The organism is Kitasatospora sp. NPDC087314, from assembly GCF_044744365.1.
Classification (GTDB): domain Bacteria; phylum Actinomycetota; class Actinomycetes; order Streptomycetales; family Streptomycetaceae; genus Kitasatospora.
Genome location: NZ_JBIUYE010000004.1, coordinates 209,210 through 227,232, shown reverse-complemented (window position 1 = coordinate 227,232; position 18,023 = coordinate 209,210). Strand labels below are relative to the sequence as shown.

Sequence of the window (18,023 nt, the reverse complement as noted above, 5' to 3'; positions counted from 1 at the left end):
ACTCCCCATGCCCACCCACACCTTCGTCCTGAACGGGCAGCCCGTCACCGTCGAGGCCCCGGACGACATGCCGCTGCTCTGGGTGCTGCGCGACAAGCTCGGCGTCACCGGCCCCAAGTACGGCTGCGGGGTGGGCGTCTGCCGCGCCTGCACCAGCCACCTGGACGGCGAGGAGTTCCAGCCCTGCACCCGCTCCGTCAAGGACTGCGAGGGCCACCGCGTCACCACCATCGAGGGCCTGGCCGACGGCGACACCCTGCACCCCGTCCAGGAGGCCTGGCTCGGCTGCGACGTCGCCCAGTGCGGCTTCTGCCAGCCCGGCCAGATCATGACCGCCGTCGCCCTGCTGCGCCGCACCCCGCACCCGACGGACGCCGACATCGACCAGATCCAGAACATCTGCCGCTGCGGCAGCTACCCACGCATCCGCGAGGCCATCAAGCAGGCGGCGGCCCGGCAGGCCTCGGGCTGACGGCGCGCCGCGACGCGGCTGTCCCGATCGACCCGACGGTCACCGACCCCGACTACCGCGCGCCCTCCGGGTCGCGGCCGAAGAAGCCGGCGAGCCGGTCGTACGGCGAGGCGTCCTCCGGCACGGCGACCTCGGGGCCGAAGGCGTGGTGATCCTCCTCGCCGCCGCGGTACTCGGGTTTGAGCGCGCCGCGGGCCCAGGCGAGGGCGACGAGGGCCACCTCGTGGTCCAGACCGTCCGTGGACTGGTCGGTGGCATGGGCCAAATCCCACCCGTGGACGGCGAATTCGGCGATCTGCTGGTCCACCGGGAAGCGGGCCGGCAGGGCGCCGACGCCGGGGATCTCCAGCGTCCCGGTGAGGTCGCCGGCCTCCCGCCAGGCGCCGACCAGCGCCTCGGCGCCGGCTTCGAAAGCGTGCAACCAGTCCTCCTCCACCCGCTCGAAGGGCTGCGACCAGTCCGGCTGCCCGCCCTCGGCCCGGACGGTGAACTGCCGCAGGTCGAACAGCAGATGGCTGATCAGATCGCCGACGTCCCAGGACCGGCAGGCCGTCGGGTGGCCGGCCAGCTCGACGCCGACGCCGTCGATCAGCCCGGCGGTCTGCGCCAGCGCCCGGGCGAGCAGCTCGATCGGGTCTTCCGCTGCGGTCATGGCACACCTCTCGGTCGGCGGAACAGCTGGGAACACGAGTCGGACCGGGCGATCGTAAACGCGCCCACCGACAACCGCCCGCCGCGACACCGGCCCGGTGGTGCGACCACCGGGCCGGTGTCCGTCCCGCGGACCGTCAGGCCGCGAAGCCGCCGTCCACCGCGAGCTCCGCGCCCGTGACGTACCGGCCGTCCTCGCCCACCAGGAAGGCGACGGCGCCGGCGATGTCGGCGCCCGTGCCGAAGCGGCCGAGCGCGGTCAGGACGCTCTGGAACTCGGCGTCCGGGCCGGCCGCCGGGTTCATGTCGGTGTCGATCGGGCCGGGGTGGACCACGTTCGCGGTGATCCCGCGCGGGCCGAGCTCCCGGGCCAGCGCCTTCGTCAGGCCGATCAGCGCCGCCTTGCTGGTCGCGTAGAGGGTGGCGCCGGGGAAGGCGACCCGCTTGGCGATACAGCTGCCGATGGTGACGATCCGCCCGCCGTCCGCCAGGTGCGCGGCGGCCGCCTGGGCGAACAGGAACGGCGCCCGGACGTTCACCTCCAGCACCCGGTCGACATCGTCGAGTGGCAGTTCACCGATCGGGCCGAGCACACCGACACCCGCGTTGTTCACCAGGACGTCCAGCCGCCCGAACCGCTCCGCGACCGCGGCGACCACGGCCCGCACCTCCTGCGGGTCGGCGCTGTCCGCACGGACGGCCCACCCGCGCCGCCCCATCGCGGTGATCTTCGCCGCGACCTCCTCGGCCAGCTCGGCCCCGCCCTGGTAGGTCAGGGCGACGTCGGCACCGTCCTCGGCCAGCCGCAGCGCGACCGCCGCCCCGATCCCCCGGCTGCCGCCGGTCACCAGGGCCACCTTGCCGTCGAGCTTCGTCGCGCCGTTCATCGTCATATCTCCAGAACTCCTCGTTCGGACCTGGTCCGACTCGTTCCGACCAGAACCCCTGGTTCCGATCGCGGACATGACTCGATCCTCGACGACGACGCCGGAAGGATCCGGCGGTATTCAGACGTCGCGTTCAATCTTCAACTACAACCCCGAACGCCCGCGCCCACCACCTCACGCCCGCGCACGCGCCGCGCCGAGCGGCCGCCCCGGGGAGGGGCGACCGCTCGGCGCGGGTGCGAGGGGGCGAGGAGCCGCAGGGGCGAGGGGGCGTCAGAGGGCCAGGGCCTGGCCCGGGAAGATGAGGTCCGGGTCGCCGCCGATGGTGCGGGCGTTCTTGCCGTACAGGCTGTCGGCGTCGGTGCCGAACTTGGCCGCGATGCCGCTCAGCGTGTCGCCGCTCTTGACGGTGTAGCCGCCGCGCGAGGTGTTCTTCTCCGAGGACGGCGCCGACTGCTGCGGCTTCGACGCCTCCTGCGGCTTCGGCGCCTGCTTGCTCTTCGGCGCCTGCTGGGCCTGCGGCGTCTGGGTCTGCGACGTCTGAGCCTTGGGCGCCTGGGCCTTGGGCGCCGCCTTGGCGGCCGGCTTGGACGGCGCGGCGTCCGAGGTGTCGACGGCGGCCGGGGCGCCGCCCTTGCTCAGGCCCGCCTTCGCCGAGCAGACCGGCCACGCGCCGGGGCCCTGCGAGGCGAGGACCTTCTCGGCGACGGTGATCTGCTGCGCCTTGGTCGCCTGGTGGGCCTGGGAGGCGTAGGCGGTCCCGCCGTACGCGGCCCAGGTGGACGGGGTGAACTGCAGTCCGCCGGAGAAGCCGTTGCCGGTGCTGATGCTCCAGTTGCCGCCGCTCTCGCACTGGGCGACGGAGTCCCAGGCGGAGGTGGTCGCGGCGGAGGCCGAGGTGGCCGTGACGAGGCCGGCCACCGGCAGGGCCGCGACGGCGGCACCCGCGACGACCGCCATCCGCACGCGGTTGCGCTTGGTGGCGGTGGTGTCGGTGGCAGCGGCGGTCTCGTGACGGGAAGTCATGTAAGTCCTCTCGACAAGCCCCGGGCGGGCATGCGGAACCGGACCCACTACGGGCCGGTCGTCGCGCTCACCTCACTCGACGGGCGGCCGGACACGTGTCGGACGTGCCGTGCCGCCCCGGCCACCTCCACTCGCCGACGGCCTGTTCGAGCCGGTCGCGTCGGCGGGCACGGCCCTCGCGCCGGGGGTCAGTCGGCGGGCCGTGCGTCGGGGTGAACCCGGGTGGTGCTCGTTGCACCGCCAATGAAGCTACGGGCCACCCCGGGGTGCAGCAAGCAATTCTTGCTCCCCGCAGGTCAGTTGACTGTTACCGTCGGTATCGATCAAGGAACTGCGTCCAGTTCGACCAGGTTTGACCGTATTCTCAAGATCAAATGGTCAATTCCCGTGCCCGCGCTCACATCTGTCCATCCGTGAAGCCGCGCACGCCATCAACAATCGGCAATCAACCGACGACGCACCGTCACCGCCGAACCCGGAGTTCCCCGTTCCGCACCGCCGCCGGGTGGCATCCGCCACACCCACGACGCTCCGTCATCGAATCGACACGCTCAGTCCCGGTCGCCGAGCTCCGCGTCCCGCGCCAACAGCGCCGCCTGCACCCGGTTCTCGCAGCCCAGCTTGGCCAGGATCCGGCTGACGTACGTCTTCACCGTCGCCTCGCTCATGTGGATCCGCGCCCCCGCGTCGGCGTTGGACAGACCCTCGCCGAGCAGCGCCAACACCTCCAGCTCACGTGCGGTGAGCACCTCCAGCCGGCGCCGGGCCGCCGCGCCGCGGGCGGCCACCGAACCGCTGCGCCCGGAGGCCAGCGAGTCGACGATGTGCCGGGTGGCGGCCGGGGAGAGGAAGGCGTTCCCACCGACCACCGCACGCACCGCCTGGATCAACTCGTGCGGCGCGGTGTCCTTGAGCAGGAATCCGGCGCCGCCCTCGGTCACGGCGCGCAGGACGTTCTCGCGCTCCCCGAAGGTGGTGAGAATCAGCGCCCGCGCGCCGGGCGCGACCTTCGGCAGCTCCCCGAGCGCCGTCAGCCCGTCCATCACCGGCATCTGGATGTCCAGCAGCACCACGTCCACCCGGTGCGCCCGCGCCAGCTCCAACGCCTCCCGGCCGTCGGCGGCCTCGGCGACCACCTCGATGTCGGCGGCGGAGCCCAGGATCATCCTGATCCCGGCCCGGATGAGTGGCTCGTCGTCGGCGACGAGGACTCGGATCACGGCTGGTCATTCCCCTCGAACGGTGCTGCGGCAGGAGCACCATCCTCACATCCCGGCCGAACGGGGCGTTCCACCCGGTCAGGACTTCGTGAGGTAGTGCTGCTTGTCCACCAGCACCCCGTCCTTGAAGCAGAACCGCACGACGTTGTCCTGGCCCCAGGTCTCGCTGAGGTCGCTGGACAGGTACCAGCGGCAGTCCGCGCCCTCCGGCAGCGTCGGCCCGGTGCCCTTGTAGGCCTCGGTGAAGAAGGTGCTTCCCGGGGGCAGCCGGCGCAGCACATCGGCCTCCGGCGTACCGATCTGGATCTCGTCGTACACCTGCTTCTGCACCGTCGCGTGGTCGGTGCCCTGGATGAAGGCCAGCACGCCCCAGATCAACAGTCCCAGCACGGTCAGCCCGACCACCCCCACCCCGACCGCGCAGCCGATCGCCGGGCTGCGCCGACCGTCGCGCTCCTCGTCCACCGGCGGCAGGCCGTCCAGCACCCAGTCGTCGACCCCGGCGATCCCCGCCCCCGCATCGCCGTCGCCCGCGCCCTCCGACCCCTCGTACGGCAGCACACCGGCCAGCCGGAAGCCCTGCTCGGGCGTCGGACCGGCGTGCACCATGCCGCCGACCAGCCGGGCCCGCTCGCGCAGACCGGTCAGCCCCTGGCCGCCGCTGACCGCCGGTCCCACGCCGACGCGCACGCCCACGAGCTCCGGCGCACACGGATTGACGACCTCCACCACCAGCGCGTCCGGCTCGTACCGGAGCGCGACGGTGATCGGTGCGCCGGGGGCGTGCTTGTGCGCGTTGGTGAGCGCCTCCTGCGCGACCCGGTACGCCGCGTGGTCGACCGCCGCGGCCAGCGGGCGCCGCTCGCCCTCCCGGGAGAAGGTGACCTCCGCCCCGGCCGCCCGCGAGGACTCCACCAGCCCCTCGATCCCGTCCACCCCGCCCCGCACCGGCGCCGCACCCGTCGCCGGCGGCACCGCCGTCGACTCGTCGTGCAGCACGCCGACCACCTCGCGCAGCTCCCGCATCGCCGCGACCGCCGCCTGGCGCAGCACCCCGACCGCCTCCCGCTGCCGGTCGCTGAGCGTACGATCCACCTCCAGCGCGCCGGAGTGCACGGAGATCAGCGCGAGCTGGTGGCCGAGGCTGTCGTGCATGTCCTGGGCGATCCGGTGCCGCTCGCGCAGCCGCGCCTGGTGCACCACCATGACGCGCTCGCGCAGCAACTGGTCGTTGCGCTCGCGCAGCGCGTCCAGCAGGGCGCGGCGCTGCGCCCGGTAGCGGCCCCAGAGCGCGGGCAGCACCGCGACCAGCAGGAAGGCGCCGAGCGAGAGCCCGAAGATCAGCTTGGGCGAGGCCGAGCCGGCGTCCTTCAGCACCCCGGTCACGGTGAACAGCACCCAGCTCACCACGAAGGTGCCGACCAGCGCGCCGACCCGGCGCATCCTGGCCCCGACCGTCCAGCCCGCGCAGACCAGCAGCGGCAACGTCCCGAGCGAGCCGCCGGTCGCGGCCGCGGCGAGCATCAGCACGGGGGCCGGGAACGCCGGACGCAGCACCCACAGCAGCGCCGTCCCGAGCCCGACCGGCACCGCCAGTCCGGAGCCGGCGGCCGCCTCCAGCAGGGCCGCGAACCCGCCCATCAGCAGTGCGAGCGCGCTCTGGCCCACCACTCGCCGGGGCGGCCAGGGCCCCGGGAACGCCGTCCGTACCGCCTTCTTCCAGGCCCGTGCCATCGCATCCACCCGTCGAGGCTAGCGGGCCGCTCCGCCCGGCCGCCGCCACCGTTCGTCGCCGCCGCCACCGACGAAAGTCGCCGCTGCCGGGCCCGGCCCTCAGCCGAAAGCCGTGAGCAGCAGCGCCACGTCGTCCACCCGGTGCGACGGTCCGACCTCGCGCAGCACCCGCTCCGCCAGGCCCTCCAGGTCCTCCGGCCCGTCCGCCCCACCGCGCGCGAGCGCGGCCCGCAGCCGGTCCACCCCTTGGTCGATCGCCGCCGCCGGGACCTCCACCAGCCCGTCCGTGTACAGCGCGAGCACCGAGCCGGGCGCCAGGCACAGCTCGCTGACCGGGTACTCGGCCTCGTCGTCCACGCCCAGCAGCGCCCCGCCCGGTACGTCGAGCGCCTCGGCCCGGCCGTCCGGGTGGCGCAGCACCGGCGGCAGGTGCCCGGCCCGGGCGATCCGGGCGGAGCCGTCGGCGGGGGTGAGGCGGATCAGGCAGCAGCTGGCGAGCAGGCCGGGGTCGAGGTCCAGGAGGAGCCGGTTGGTACGGCAGAGCACCTGGTCGGGCGGTTCGTCGCTGGTCGCGAAGGCGCGGACGGCGCTGCGCAGCTGGCCCATGGCGGCGGCTGCGGCGACGCTGTGGCCCTCGACGTCGCCGATCACCAGGGTGACGTCCCCGCCGGTGACGATCGCGTCGTACCAGTCGCCGCCGATCTCCATGCCCTGGGTGCCGGGCAGGTAGCGGGCGGTGATCCGGATGCCGGGCACGTCCGGGAGCCGGTGCGGCAGCAACGCGTGCTGCAGGCCGCGGGCCAGGGCGAACTCGGCGTCGTACAGCCGGGCCCGCTCCAGCGCCTGGGCGATGAAGCCGCCGAGGGCGGTGAGCAGGCCGCGGTCCTCGGCGGTGAAGGGGCGCGGCTGGTCGAAGCCGAGGATGCAGCTGCCGACCGGGTGGCCGGAGGCGATCAGCGGCAGGAAGGCCCAGGCGCCCATCTCGTCGAGCGCGATGCCGGGGTAGGCGGCGGCGAGTTCCCGGACCGACTCGAAGAAGATCGGGGTGCCGGTGCTCAGCGTCTCCGCGCCGGGGATCCGGGCAGCGATCGGGGTGCCCTCGAAGCGGTCCAGGAAGCCCTCGGGGTAGCCGCTCTGCGAGATCAGGTGCAGGTGCTTGTCGCGCACCCCGTAGATGGCGAGTTCCTGGCCGCCGAAGGCCGGCAGGATCTCCTCGGCCACCACCCGGCAGACGTCGCGCACGCTGACGGCCTCGGTGAGCGCGCTGGCGAGCTGGAGCAGGTGGTAGGTGCCGCCGACGCCGGTCGGCAGGTCGGACCGGACACCGGGCGGGGCGGCGGTCGGCGGTTCGGCCGTACCCGGCGGGGGCTCGGCGGCCACCACCCGGCCGGTGACGCCGTGCGCGTCGGGGTAGAGCGAGAAGGCGAGCCAGCTGCCCGGCGGGCGGAGGGCCAGGAAGGCGGTGGGCTGCTGGGAGAGCACGGCGGCCCGGTAGCGGTTCTCGTAGAACGGGTCGGCGAGCCAGGACAGCGCGTGCCACGGGTGGTGGCCGACCAGGTCCTCGCGGCGCGCCCCCAGCAGCGGCTCGGCGCTGCGGTTGGCGTAGCTGATCCGGCCGTCCGGGTCGAGCGAGAAGACGCCGTCGCGCAGCCGCTCGACGGCGGCCGCGGCGGCGGTGAGGGTGCGGGTGTCCAGCACGGCGCCGACCAGGTGGGTCCGGCCGTCGCTGATGGCGGGCACGCGCGCCCAGAGCTCCACCGGGTACGGGTGGCCGTCCGGCCCGAGCACCCGGACCCTGGCCGCCAGCACCTCGCCCCGGACCAGCGCGATCCGGGCGGCGGCCCGGAACTCGGGCCGGTCGCCGGGGGCGATCCGGGTTGCCACGGAGGCCACCGTGCCGTCGAACTCGCCGGGGCCGAAGCCGAAGATCGTACGGAACTGCTCGTCGGCGGCCAGCGCCCCGGTGGCGACGTTCCAGTCGAACAGCCCGACCCGGGTGGTCGGCGCGGACGGTGACGGCAGCTCGACCACGGCCGCGTCGGCGCCGGGCTCCACCGGGTGCCCGCTGGCCGCCAGCCCCGCCAGCCCGGCCGCCAGCCGCTCGGCCACCTCCACCAGCCGCCGCGGGGCACCCTCCGGCACGCCCTCGGCCGAGGCCGGCCAGAGCGCGCTGATCACCCCGAACCGCTCTCCCCCGCTCGCCACCGGCACGCAGGCGGAGGCGAAGTCGTACGGCATGCCGACCGCGAGCTGCGGGAAGCGCCGCATGGTGTCCTCGGTGTCGGAGAGGATGATCGTCCGCCCGGTGCGGAAGCAGACCGCGACCGGCAGCGGCCCGGCGGCGGCGATCCGCCGGAACGGGCTCATGATCGACAGCGGTACGCCCGCGATCGTGCAGATCACCAGCGAACGCCTGTCCCGCGAGCGCAGGTACAGCATCACGCCGTACGCTCCGGTGTCCCCGAGCGCCCGGCGGACGGCGCCCGTCAGCAGGTCGTCCCGCTCGTGGTCCGCCGGGGCGGCGTCGGGCTCCTGCGGCCGGTGCGGGTCGGGCCGCACCGGCCGGGCACGGCCCTCCGCGTGCGGATGGCGCATGCTCTTTTGCTACGCCGGGCCCAGGGGCGTGTCAAGGCGAGCCCCGGTCGGCCGGCCTCCGGCCCGAGGTGCCCGCCCACCCCGCGTGCGCCAGCATGGACGGCATGCCGAGCAAGCCCGGCCGCACCACCGTGGTCAACCTCAAGGGCCACCGCGACGACCCCGCCTACGCCGACGTCGTCTACGTCGGCCGCGCCATGCACCGCGGCGGCTGGCACCTGCCCGACTCGCCGCTGCACTGCCCCTACCGGCCCGGCCCCGACCTCACCCGCGAGCAGATGGTCGTCAAGTACCGCGCCTACCTCCTCGCCCGCCCCGACCTGCTCGCCCTCGTCCCAGCGCTGCGCGGTCACCGCCTCGGCTGCTGGTGCGCCCCGCTCCCCTGCCACGCCGACGTCCTCGCCGACCTCGCCGACCACCCCCCGAACGGCTGACGGCGCACAGCCCGGAGAGGTCGGCCTCCACCGCGTCCGGCACCACGGCCCCGACCGGCCCGGTGAACGGCTCCCCTGTCCGGTACACCCGGCTCACCGCGGCGGTTTCGGGTGGTCCGGGGCCTGTTCGATATCCTCCGGGCGGGTGGTGGCGCGAGGGGCGCCCCGGGGGGAAGCGGGAGCCGGTATGCAGTCGCCATCGTCCGAGGGAGCCGTGCGCGAGGCGTCGTGGCAGTGGGACGGGGAGGCGGACGGCGCCGCGCAGGCCCCCGAGGACGTGGTCGGCGGGGGCGGCGACGGGCCGCGGCTGAGCCGGCGCGGGCTGCTGGCGGGCGCCGGGGTGCTGGCGGCGGGCGGGGCGGTGTGGGCGTTCGGCCGTTCAGGTGCGGACCAGCCGGCTCCGCCGCCGAAACCGCAGCCGACCCCGCTGTCCGGGCCGACCCCGGTGTGGACGTACCGGGGGCCGGAGGCGATGACGCCCGAGCGGCTGGCCGGCCGCGCGACCGGGCCGGTGTTCCTCTCCCGGACCGGGCTCCAGGTCGTGGACCCGGCCACCGGCGCCGCCGCCCGGCTGCTGACCTTCGACGCGCCGAGCAGGGACTGGCCGAGCGATCTGGAGCTGCTGCCGAAGGTGGTGCTGGGGCCGGACCGGATCTTCACCACGACCTCCCCCGGCCACCTCGACTCCCGCCACCTCAGCGACCCCGCCGCCGACTGGAGCCTGCCGCTGCCCGAGGATCTGCAGGGCTCCGTCCACCTGGTCGGCTGCGACGACGACACCCTGTACGGCTCCGCCTGGAGCCCGGGGTGGGAGAAGTCCCCCACGGTGAAGAACCGCATCTTCGCGATCCGGATCTCGGACCGCTCGGTGCTCTGGAACCTCCCCACCGACCAGGACGAGCATCCGGTCGATCCGGTCACGGCCCTCGGCGGCCGCATCCCGTACGTGCGCAGCCCGGGCGGCCGCGCCGAGCTGGTGGTCCGGGACGCCGCCGACGGCCGGGAGCTGTGGAAGGCGACCGCCGAGGACCTGCGCTGGTGCATCTGCGGCCCGGCGAACATCTACGTCCCCGAAGGCGCCGGCGTCCGCGCGCTGCGCCCGACCGGCGAGCCGGCCTGGACGGTCTCCCCCGCCCGGGACGAGTCGTGGCGGGCGATGCCCCCGGTCTCCGACGGCCCGCGGACCTACCTCCCGCGCGACAACGGCCTGGTCACCGGGCACGACGCGGCCACCGGCGCCCTGCAGTGGTCGTACCGGCTGCCGTTCCTGCTGGACACCCGCAGCCACCCGCTGGTGGTCGGCGGCACGCTGTTCGTCCCCGGCCCGGCCGCCGCCGGGGTCTGCGCGATCGACACCGCGAACGGCCGGCCGCGCTGGACCTTCCGCGACTCCGGCCCCGGCAAGGACGTCTGGTCCCTCGCCGCCGACGCGGGCCACCTGTACGCCGGCCACGACGACGTCCTGCACGCCCTCCCGCTCACCTGACCGACCCACCTGAACAACCCATGTGAACGGCCCGCCCGACCGACTCACCCGAACGCCCGCCCGGCACGGCAGGATGGCCTGATGCAGGTACGCCCGATCTCCCCCGAACGGCTGGCCGAACTGCTCGCCGACCGCATCACCGCGCTGCCCGGCACCGGCCGGCGGTGGCTGCGGGTGGCGGTGGACGGCGCCGGGCCCGCCCGCCCCGACCTGCTCGCCGACGCCCTGGTGGAGCCGCTGCGGCTGCGCGGGCGCCCCGCACTGCGGGTGTCGGCGGCGGGCTTCCTGCGCCCGGCCTCGATCCGCCTGGAGTACGGCCACCAGGACGCGGACGCCTTCCACGACCTCTGGCTGGACGACGGCGCCCTGCTGCGGGAGGTGCTGGACCCGCTGGAGCCCGGCGGCAGCGGCCGTGTCCTGCCCTCGCTCCGCGACCCGGTGACGGACCGCTCGACCCGCGCGCCGTACACCGAACTGCCGCCCGGCGGCGTGCTGTTGCTGGACGGCGCGCTGTTGCTCGGCCGCTGGCTGCCGCTGGAGCTGACCGTCCATCTGGCGCTCACCCCGACCGCCCTGGCCCGCCGCACGCCCGCCGACCAGCAGTGGACGCTGCCCGCCTTCGCCCGCTACGAGGCGGAGACCGTCCCGGCCGAGGCCGCCGACGTCACCGTACGGGTGGACGACCCGCGCCACCCGGCCCTGGTCGAGCGGACCTGAAGGGCGAACCGGCCGAACCGGCCGGCGCCGGCCCGCGCTGGCAGTAGGGGCACCAGTACGCCACCCGGTCCTGCGGGGGCGTGCCCTGGCGAGCGGTCCGGACGAGGGTGCCGCAGCGCGGGCAGGGGCGGCCGGCCCGGCCGTAGACCCAGTGCTGGTGGCCGCGCCTGGTGTCGCCGGTGGTGATGTGGCCGGGGCGCAGCCGGTTGGCGTCGAGGAGTTCCCGAGCCAGCTCCACCAGCCGGTCGGGGAACGGGAGTTGGCCGACTTCGGTCCACGGGGTGACGCCGGCCAGGTAGCACAGCTCGGCCGCGTAGACGTTGCCGATGCCGGCCAGGTTGCGCTGGTCGAGCAGCGCCTCGGCGACCGGGCGGCCGGGGTGGGCGCGCAGTCGGCGGACGGCCTCGACCGGGTCCCAGTCGGGGCCGAGCAGGTCGGGGCCGAGATGGCCGACGGCGCGCTGCTCGTCGGCGGTGCGCAGCAGTTCGACGACCGGCAGCCGGTAGCCGACGGCGGTGCCCCGGTCGGTGCCGAGGACGGCGCGGATCTGCCAGGCGGGGCCGCCGCCCCAGCGCTCGCCGGGCCGGTAGACCTCCCAGCGGCCGTCCATCCGCAGGTGGGTGTGCAGGGTGAGGCCGCCTTCGAGGCGGGTGAGCAGGTGCTTGCCGCGCGGGGCGACCTCCAGCACCCGGCGGCCGGCGAGCGCGGCCGTGGCGTGCGCGGGCACCCGCAGGTCGGCGCTGGTCAGCACCTGTCCGGCGAGGGTGTCGTGCAGCCGGGCCGCCGCACGGTAGACGGAGTCACCTTCTGGCATGCCTCCATCCTCCTCCGCTCGGCGACCCGACGGGAGCGCGGGCGGCCCTGCCGTGGGCCACCCGGCCGAGGGCTGCGGGCTACTCGGCCGCGGGCGCCTGGCCCTCGCGGACGACGACGACCGGGCAGGGCGCGTGCTCGGTGAGGTGGCGGCTGACCGAGCCGAGCAGCACGCCGGAGAAGCCGCCGAGGCCGCGGCTGCCGACGACGAGCAGCGCGGCGCCCTTGGCGGCCTCCAGCAGGGCCTGCGCGGCGTTGCCGGGCATCACGCTCTCGCTGATCCGCACGCCCGGGTCGTCGCCGACCACCTTGACGACGGTGTCGGAGAGGGTCTTGCCGGCCAGTTCCTCGGGGTTGAAGGCCTCGGCCGTGGGCACGCCCGACCCGGCCCAGCCGTAGAACGCCGGGTACTCCCAGGCGGCGATCGCGCTGATGGTCCCGCCGACGGCCCGCGCGTAGCCCACCGCCCAACGCAGCGCCTGCTCCGAGGCGGGCGAGCCGTCCACGCCGACGACGATCCGGGGGTTGGCACTCATGGCGTCACTCCTTAGCGCTCTGTTCCTGCTCGGACTCCTACTCGGTCCCGACACCCCGAACATAGATCAAATCGCCTGAGCAGCCAGCATTTGCCACGCCGCGATCGCATTTCACATTCGGATCGATTGCAGCAGGCCCGACTGGTCTGAGGTTCTGCGAGAATGCCCGGATGCCGGGCAAGCCGCGCCGCCGTACCGGCGGATTCGCCGGCCTCCTCGCCTCTCCGCCACTCCGGGAGCGCGGGGGCGACGGCCGGGTACTGCGCTACGTCGACACCTTCTGCTGACTCAACTCCGGTACGCGGCCCAGGAGTCGGACATCCGCTGGACCTGCCCGGGGGTGAACTGGGTCATGCAGGAGTCGTAGCTGTAGTCCATGAAGTTGTGGATCGGGTCCAGTCCGGGACCGGTGCAGGTGTGGCGGCCCTCGGGGCAGCCGAAGGCGGGAGTGCGCTCGGGCGTGGTGTCGTCGACGTAGTCCCCCGGGGGCAGGCAGCCGCCCTGGAAGGTGTGGAAGAGGCCGAGCCAGTGGCCGATCTCGTGGGTGGCGGTGTTGCCCTCGTTGTAGTGGGTGGCGGAGCCGCCCGGCAGCGAGGCGTCGAGGAGGACGACGCCGTCGTCCGCGGGGTTCGAGCGGTAGGCGTTCGGGAAGGTCGACCAGCCGAGCAGGGACTGGCCGAGCTTGGCGGTGTAGAGGTTGAGGGTGCCCGCCCCGCCCTTGCGCAGGACGCTCTTCATCGCCTGCTCGGCCGAGGAGCCGGGGGTGATGCCGTCGTACCAGGAGGCGTTGTCGGTGTAGTCGGTGCCGGCCAGCTCGAAGTGGAACCGGCTGGGGGTGTTGCCCTCGCCCTGGCCCCCGTAGGCGGCGTTGAGGCGGTCGATCTGGGCGGCGACGACGCCCCGGTCGAGCCGGCCGGTGTCTCCGGCGTGGATCACGTGGACGAAGACCGGGACGGTCGTCGGGGCGCCGATCCGGGCGTGGGCGGAGGAGAGCTGGGCGAGCCGGTGGTCGAGGTCCGCCTGCATCGCGCGGGCCTCGGCGGCGGTGACGGCGTTCGGGTCCCGCCCGGCCTGGCTGCCGGCCGGCTTGCGGGCGGCGGCGTCGGCGGCGGCGTCGGACCCTGCGCAGGCCGCGGTGGCGGCGGTGGCGGTCGCGGCGGCGGAGTGCGGGGGCGGGGCGGCGAGCTGGCCGAGGCCTGCGGCCGCGACCAGCGCGGCGGCGCAGGGGAACAGGCGGGGGGCACGCGAACGCGCCCGGGCAGTACGGCGCATCTGCGCTCCTGACAGGGGAGTTGACGGGGTGTCGGCCGCGCCCCGCCCGAGGACGTCCACCGGGCCCGCCCGGCTCGGCGCGGATTCGCCGAGACTACGACGCGACGAAGACGATCTCCCGTAGGGCGCGCGCGGCGGCCCGGTCGAGTACCACGGCCGACGCACACCCGTCCGGCGGCCGCTCCGCCGCCGTGAGCCCGCGCCGCAGCCGGTCGACGGCGGCCCGGTGCCGGGCGAAGGCGTAGCCGGAGACGCTCTGGCCCCGGCTCTGCTGGCCCTCCCGCGCCTCGGCCGGGTCGACGTCCAGCAGCAGCAGGTGGACCCGGCGGCCCTGCCGGGCGGCGGTACGGGTCAGCCAGGCCCGCACCCAGGGCAGCGAGCCGCAGTCGTGCACCGCGAGCGGCCCGCCGGCCAGCACCGCGCGCCGCAGCCGCCGGTAGTGCGCGATCCGCGCCAGCGGGCGGTACAGGGCGTACGGGAGGCGGCCGGGCAGTCTGGCCGCGTACTCCTCGCGGACCAGCTGGGAGTCGACCAGCGGGGCGCGCACGCAGCGGTGCATCAGGGTGCTCTTGCCGCTGCCGGGGAGCCCGGAGACGACCAGCAGGTCGCCGGCCGGGTAGTGCAGCGCCGCCGGGACGGGGCCGGGCCGCAGGTCGTGCAGGCCGGGCTGCACCCGCACGGCCCGCACGGCCCGCTCCACCGGCTCGATCCGTACGGCACGCTCGGCCTGCTCGACACGCTCGGCCCGTACCGCCTGCTCGGCCTGCTCGGCGGCGGCACGGGGCGGCGGCACCCGTGGTGCCGCCGCCTCCACCGTTCTCGTCCTGGCCACCGGCCCTCCCCCCGTCGTTCCTCCCCTTGGAGCATTACGCATTCCCAAGGGCGAGTAAAGACCGCTGGTCGCCGGGTACGGACCGGCGCGGCGGGAACCCGGTCGGTCAGCCGAGCTGCGGGGCGACCCGGGAGGCGATGAGCTCCAGGTGGTCGAGGTCGTCCAGGTCCAGGATCTGCAGGTAGATCCGCTCGCTGCCGACCGCCGCGTACCGGCCGATCTTCTCGGCGACCTCTTCCGGGGTGCCGGCCAGGCCGTTGGCCTTCAGCTCGTCGACGTCCCGGCCGATCACGGCCGCCCGGCGGGCCACCTCGGCGTCGTCCCGGCCGACGCAGGCGACCAGCGCGTTGGAGTACACCAGGTCCTCGGCCGAGCGCCCGGCCTGCTCGACGGCGGCCCTGACCCGGCCGAACTGGGCGGCGCTGTCCTCGACCGAGGCGAACGGCAGGTTGAACTCGTCGGCGAAGCGGGCGGCCAGCGCCGGGGTCCGCTTCGGGCCGAGCCCGCCGACCAGCACCGGGATCCGGTCCTGGGCCGGCTTGGGCAGCGCGGGCGAGTCGGTCAGCGTGTAGTACTCCCCGGCGAAGTCGAAGGTCTCGCCGACCTTGGTGTTCCACAGGCCGGTGATGATCGCCAGCTGCTCCTCCAGCCGACCGAACTTCTCCTTCGGGAAGGGGATGCCGTAGGCGGCGTGCTCGGCCTCGTACCAGCCGGCGCCCAGGCCGAACTCGACCCGGCCGCCGCTCATCGCGTCCACCTGGGCGACCTGGATCGCGGTGACGCCGGGGAGGCGGAAGGTGGCGGCGGTCATCAGGGTGCCGAGGCGGATGGTGCGGGTTTCGCGGGCGAGGCCGGCCAGGGTGATCCAGGCGTCGGTCGGCCCGGGCAGGCCGTCGGCGTCGCCCATCTTCAGGTAGTGGTCGGAGCGGAAGAACGCGCTGAAGGCACCCAGGTCCTCGGCGGCGCGGGCGACCGCCAGGAGGGTGTCGTAGCTCGCGCCCTGCTGCGGTTCGGTGAAGATGCGGAGATCCATACGGGCCATTCTGGTACCGACCACCCGGTGATCGGCACAGAGAACCGGCCAAGCCGCCGAACCTGCCGAAGGTGGCCAAGGTCTCAGCACGGAACCGTCACAGCCCGCCGGTCCCGCCGCCCTGCTCGCCTACGGTGGACGGATGTTCGCCACCCCCGACGAGTCCTTCCGGCGCTCCCCCGACGAGCCGGCCGGCTGCCCGCTGCCCGGCATCGTCGCCGCGTTCACGCCCCGGCTGGCCGAGTTCGCCTTCGAACCCGGCTTCGTCGCGGCGGTCGACCAGCACGCCGCGATGCTGCGCGAACTGCTGTACGCGCAGGGGCCGGAGCTGACGCCCCGGCCCCTGGACCGTGAGGAACTGTCGGACTACGCGCTGGGCTTCCTCGACGCGCTCACCGAGATCGGCTGGCGGGAGCCGGTGGGGTACGACTACGCGGTGATCCGGCTGACCGCGGTCTGCTGGCTGGTGCGCGAGGAGGGCCTGCTGCGGGCCTGACCCGCCGGGCCGCCGTGTCGGTCAGCTCGGCTGGTCGCCCGGGCGACCCGGATCGATGCCCGGCGCGGGCGGGGTGGCCTGGGTGGTCGGCCGGACCGGCTGGTTGGCCAGGGCGTCCGCCCGGCCCGCCTGGTAGGCGCTGCCGCGCAGCTTGGCGGTCTCCTGCTCGGCGTTGTCCAGCCAGCGCTCCCAGCGCTGGCGCATCGGCATGATCAGACCGCCGCCGACGCCGACCACCAGCACGCCGGTGACCGTGGCGAGCGCCGCGATCAGCACCGGACCGGTGATCGCGGTGGCGATCCCGGCCTGGCCGAGCGCCGCGATGACACCGAGCGCGACGATGAACGCCCAGGCGATCCGGGAGACCGCCCGGCCGTACGAGGCGCCGGAGAGCGCGTTGCCCACGATGTCCCGCACGCCGTTGGCGATGGCCATCGCGACCACCACGATCACGACCGCCACGATGCCCCTGGGCAGCCAGGCGACGATGCTGTGGATCATCACGCTGATCGGGTTGGGGCCGAAGACCCCGAACGCCAGCTGCAGCGCCATCAGCAGGACCACGTAGTAGACGATCTTGCAGATGATGCCGGTGATGTCGTACGTCGACCCGCTCAGGTAGCGGGTCATCCCGGCCCGCTCGGCGACCTTCTCCGAGCCGACCCGGCGCAGCACCCGGTCCAGCACCTTCGCGATGGCCTTCGCCACGAACCAGCCGATGACCAGGATCGCCAGGAAGGCGATGAACTGCGGGACGAATTTCGCGATCTTGGACCAGGCGTCGGTGAAACCCGACCCGAAGTCCACGGAGAGTGCGAGCTGCTGAGCCACGGAGTCCTCCACTCGGTGACACGGCACCACGAGCGGCGCCGCTGGCCCCCACCCTTCGTGGATAGCAGCCCCCCGCCCGCGCCGCGCGCGCCTGGTCCCCGGGCTGCTCCCCTCGGGTGAACGGCCCCGTCGACACCACGCGTAAAGTGGCGGTCAAGGGGGCGGGACGGGGTGGGACAGGACGGTGCGGGTGTGAGCAGCGAAGCGGTGGACGGCGGTACGGCGGCCGACAGCGCGGCGACCGGCAGTGCGGCGACCGGGCACCCGGCCCTGCGCTGGCGGGTGCGGCCCGAGGCGCCGCGCGCCGCCGTCCTGGTGCTGCACGGCGGCGAGGAGCACAATTTCTCCCGGCCCGGGCCGATCAACCTGCCGCTGCTGCGGATGCACGGCTTCCTGCGCTCCCTGTCCAGGGACACCGCCGGCGCCGACGTGGCCGTCGGTACCGTCCGCTACCGCCACCGGGGCTGGAACGGGCAGCGCGCCGACGCCGCCCAGGACGCCCTCTCCGCACTCGACGAGCTGGCCCGGGAGCTGGGCGGGGTGCCGACCGTCCTGGTCGGGCACTCGATGGGCGGGCGCGCAGCCCTGCGGGCCGGCGGGCACCCGGCCGTCACCGGCCTGGTCGCGCTCGCCCCCTGGTGCCCGCCCGAGGACCCCTGCGAGCACCTGGCCGACCGGGACGTCCTACTGCTGCACGGCGACCGCGACAAGGTCACCCCGCCCGCCGAGACCCGCGCCTTCGCCGCCCGCAGCCGGGCCGCCGGCGCTCGCGTCTGCGGCTACACCGTCACCGGCAGCGGCCACGCCATGCTCCAGCGCATCCCCGACTGGCACCGCGCCACCACCCACCTCGCCACCGCCCTCCTCGGCCTGCGCCCCCTTCCCGCCGAGACCGCCTCCGCCCTCGCCCTCCCGCCCACCTCCCCCGAGGCCCTCACCCTCCCCCTCCCCCGCCAGCCGCGCGGCTGACGTGCGGTCGCGGGGCCGG

The 18,023-nt window shown here is 74.8% G+C and carries 18 protein-coding genes; 6 read left to right on the top strand and 12 right to left on the bottom strand.

What is annotated here, in order from left to right; all coding sequences use genetic code 11:
• The first annotated feature begins 7 nt into the window (after window positions 1–7).
• Window positions 8–472 carry a (2Fe-2S)-binding protein gene (locus ACIO5E_RS10355; protein WP_400665722.1) on the top strand — a complete coding sequence of 155 codons (465 nt, stop codon included), beginning with the start codon at window positions 8–10 and terminating at the stop codon, window positions 470–472.
• A 52-nt stretch (window positions 473–524) separates the two neighbouring features.
• On the opposite strand, the gene ACIO5E_RS10350 is transcribed toward ACIO5E_RS10355, so the two are convergent.
• The 6 genes from ACIO5E_RS10350 to ACIO5E_RS10325 all read right to left on the bottom strand — a co-directional run bounded on the left by ACIO5E_RS10350 (window position 525) and on the right by ACIO5E_RS10325 (window position 8,585).
• Window positions 525–1,124 (bottom strand): TIGR03086 family metal-binding protein, encoded by a 600-nt coding sequence (locus ACIO5E_RS10350; RefSeq protein WP_400665720.1) that lies wholly within the window; start codon window positions 1,122–1,124, stop codon window positions 525–527.
• A 136-nt stretch (window positions 1,125–1,260) separates the two neighbouring features.
• Entirely contained in the window at window positions 1,261–2,016 is a 756-nt protein-coding gene (locus ACIO5E_RS10345; protein WP_400665718.1) for an SDR family NAD(P)-dependent oxidoreductase, read from the bottom strand.
• A gap of 267 nt (window positions 2,017–2,283) precedes the next feature.
• On the bottom strand, window positions 2,284–3,036 hold the full coding sequence (locus ACIO5E_RS10340) for a transglycosylase family protein (RefSeq protein ID WP_400665716.1): 753 nt from the start codon (window positions 3,034–3,036) through the stop codon (window positions 2,284–2,286).
• A 551-nt stretch (window positions 3,037–3,587) separates the two neighbouring features.
• Window positions 3,588–4,256: a response regulator gene (locus ACIO5E_RS10335; protein WP_400665714.1), complete on the bottom strand. Its 669-nt coding sequence runs from the start codon at window positions 4,254–4,256 to the stop codon at window positions 3,588–3,590.
• Window positions 4,257–4,334: 78 nt separating this feature from the next.
• Window positions 4,335–5,990, bottom strand: a complete 1,656-nt coding sequence (locus ACIO5E_RS10330) for a histidine kinase (protein ID WP_400666251.1) — start codon at window positions 5,988–5,990, stop codon at window positions 4,335–4,337.
• Window positions 5,991–6,089: 99 nt separating this feature from the next.
• On the bottom strand, window positions 6,090–8,585 hold the full coding sequence (locus ACIO5E_RS10325) for a SpoIIE family protein phosphatase (RefSeq protein ID WP_400665712.1): 2,496 nt from the start codon (window positions 8,583–8,585) through the stop codon (window positions 6,090–6,092).
• Between the two features lie 104 nt (window positions 8,586–8,689).
• On the opposite strand from ACIO5E_RS10325, the gene ACIO5E_RS10320 reads away from it, so the two are divergent.
• The 3 genes from ACIO5E_RS10320 to ACIO5E_RS10310 all read left to right on the top strand — a co-directional run bounded on the left by ACIO5E_RS10320 (window position 8,690) and on the right by ACIO5E_RS10310 (window position 11,222).
• The gene (locus ACIO5E_RS10320; RefSeq protein ID WP_400665710.1) at window positions 8,690–9,019 is read left to right on the top strand and encodes a DUF4326 domain-containing protein; all 330 of its coding nucleotides are present in this window, start codon (window positions 8,690–8,692) and stop codon (window positions 9,017–9,019) included.
• A 187-nt stretch (window positions 9,020–9,206) separates the two neighbouring features.
• The gene (locus ACIO5E_RS10315) at window positions 9,207–10,505 is read left to right on the top strand and encodes a PQQ-binding-like beta-propeller repeat protein (RefSeq protein ID WP_400665708.1); all 1,299 of its coding nucleotides are present in this window, start codon (window positions 9,207–9,209) and stop codon (window positions 10,503–10,505) included.
• A gap of 81 nt (window positions 10,506–10,586) precedes the next feature.
• The gene (locus ACIO5E_RS10310) at window positions 10,587–11,222 is read left to right on the top strand and encodes a uridine kinase (protein ID WP_400665706.1); all 636 of its coding nucleotides are present in this window, start codon (window positions 10,587–10,589) and stop codon (window positions 11,220–11,222) included.
• Here ACIO5E_RS10310 and ACIO5E_RS10305 read toward each other — a convergent pair.
• The 5 genes from ACIO5E_RS10305 to ACIO5E_RS10285 form a co-directional block, all read right to left on the bottom strand.
• Window positions 11,170–12,036, bottom strand: coding sequence for a DNA-formamidopyrimidine glycosylase family protein (locus ACIO5E_RS10305; RefSeq protein ID WP_400665704.1), 867 nt, complete (start codon window positions 12,034–12,036; stop codon window positions 11,170–11,172). The genes ACIO5E_RS10310 and ACIO5E_RS10305 overlap by 53 nt on opposite strands.
• Window positions 12,037–12,115: 79 nt before the next feature.
• The gene (locus ACIO5E_RS10300; protein ID WP_400665702.1) at window positions 12,116–12,571 is read right to left on the bottom strand and encodes a universal stress protein; all 456 of its coding nucleotides are present in this window, start codon (window positions 12,569–12,571) and stop codon (window positions 12,116–12,118) included.
• Between the two features lie 288 nt (window positions 12,572–12,859).
• On the bottom strand, window positions 12,860–13,843 hold the full coding sequence (locus ACIO5E_RS10295; protein WP_400665700.1) for a zinc metalloprotease: 984 nt from the start codon (window positions 13,841–13,843) through the stop codon (window positions 12,860–12,862).
• A gap of 94 nt (window positions 13,844–13,937) precedes the next feature.
• A complete protein-coding gene (locus ACIO5E_RS10290) occupies window positions 13,938–14,675 on the bottom strand; it encodes an AAA family ATPase (protein WP_400665698.1) in 738 nt (245 codons plus the stop codon).
• Window positions 14,676–14,781: 106 nt separating this feature from the next.
• Complete coding sequence (locus ACIO5E_RS10285; protein WP_400665696.1) at window positions 14,782–15,708, bottom strand: LLM class F420-dependent oxidoreductase; 927 nt, start codon at window positions 15,706–15,708, stop codon at window positions 14,782–14,784.
• 142 nt (window positions 15,709–15,850) lie between these two features.
• Between ACIO5E_RS10285 and ACIO5E_RS10280 the strand changes: the two genes are divergently transcribed.
• Window positions 15,851–16,204, top strand: a complete 354-nt coding sequence (locus ACIO5E_RS10280; protein WP_400665694.1) for a DUF6401 family natural product biosynthesis protein — start codon at window positions 15,851–15,853, stop codon at window positions 16,202–16,204.
• 21 nt (window positions 16,205–16,225) lie between these two features.
• Here the strand turns inward: ACIO5E_RS10280 and ACIO5E_RS10275 are convergent, their stop codons facing one another.
• Window positions 16,226–17,035, bottom strand: a complete 810-nt coding sequence (locus tag ACIO5E_RS10275) for a hypothetical protein (protein ID WP_400665692.1) — start codon at window positions 17,033–17,035, stop codon at window positions 16,226–16,228.
• Between the two features lie 192 nt (window positions 17,036–17,227).
• On the opposite strand from ACIO5E_RS10275, the gene ACIO5E_RS10270 reads away from it, so the two are divergent.
• Window positions 17,228–18,004, top strand: a complete 777-nt coding sequence (locus ACIO5E_RS10270) for an alpha/beta hydrolase (RefSeq protein WP_400665690.1) — start codon at window positions 17,228–17,230, stop codon at window positions 18,002–18,004.
• Window positions 18,005–18,023: the final 19 nt, after the last annotated feature.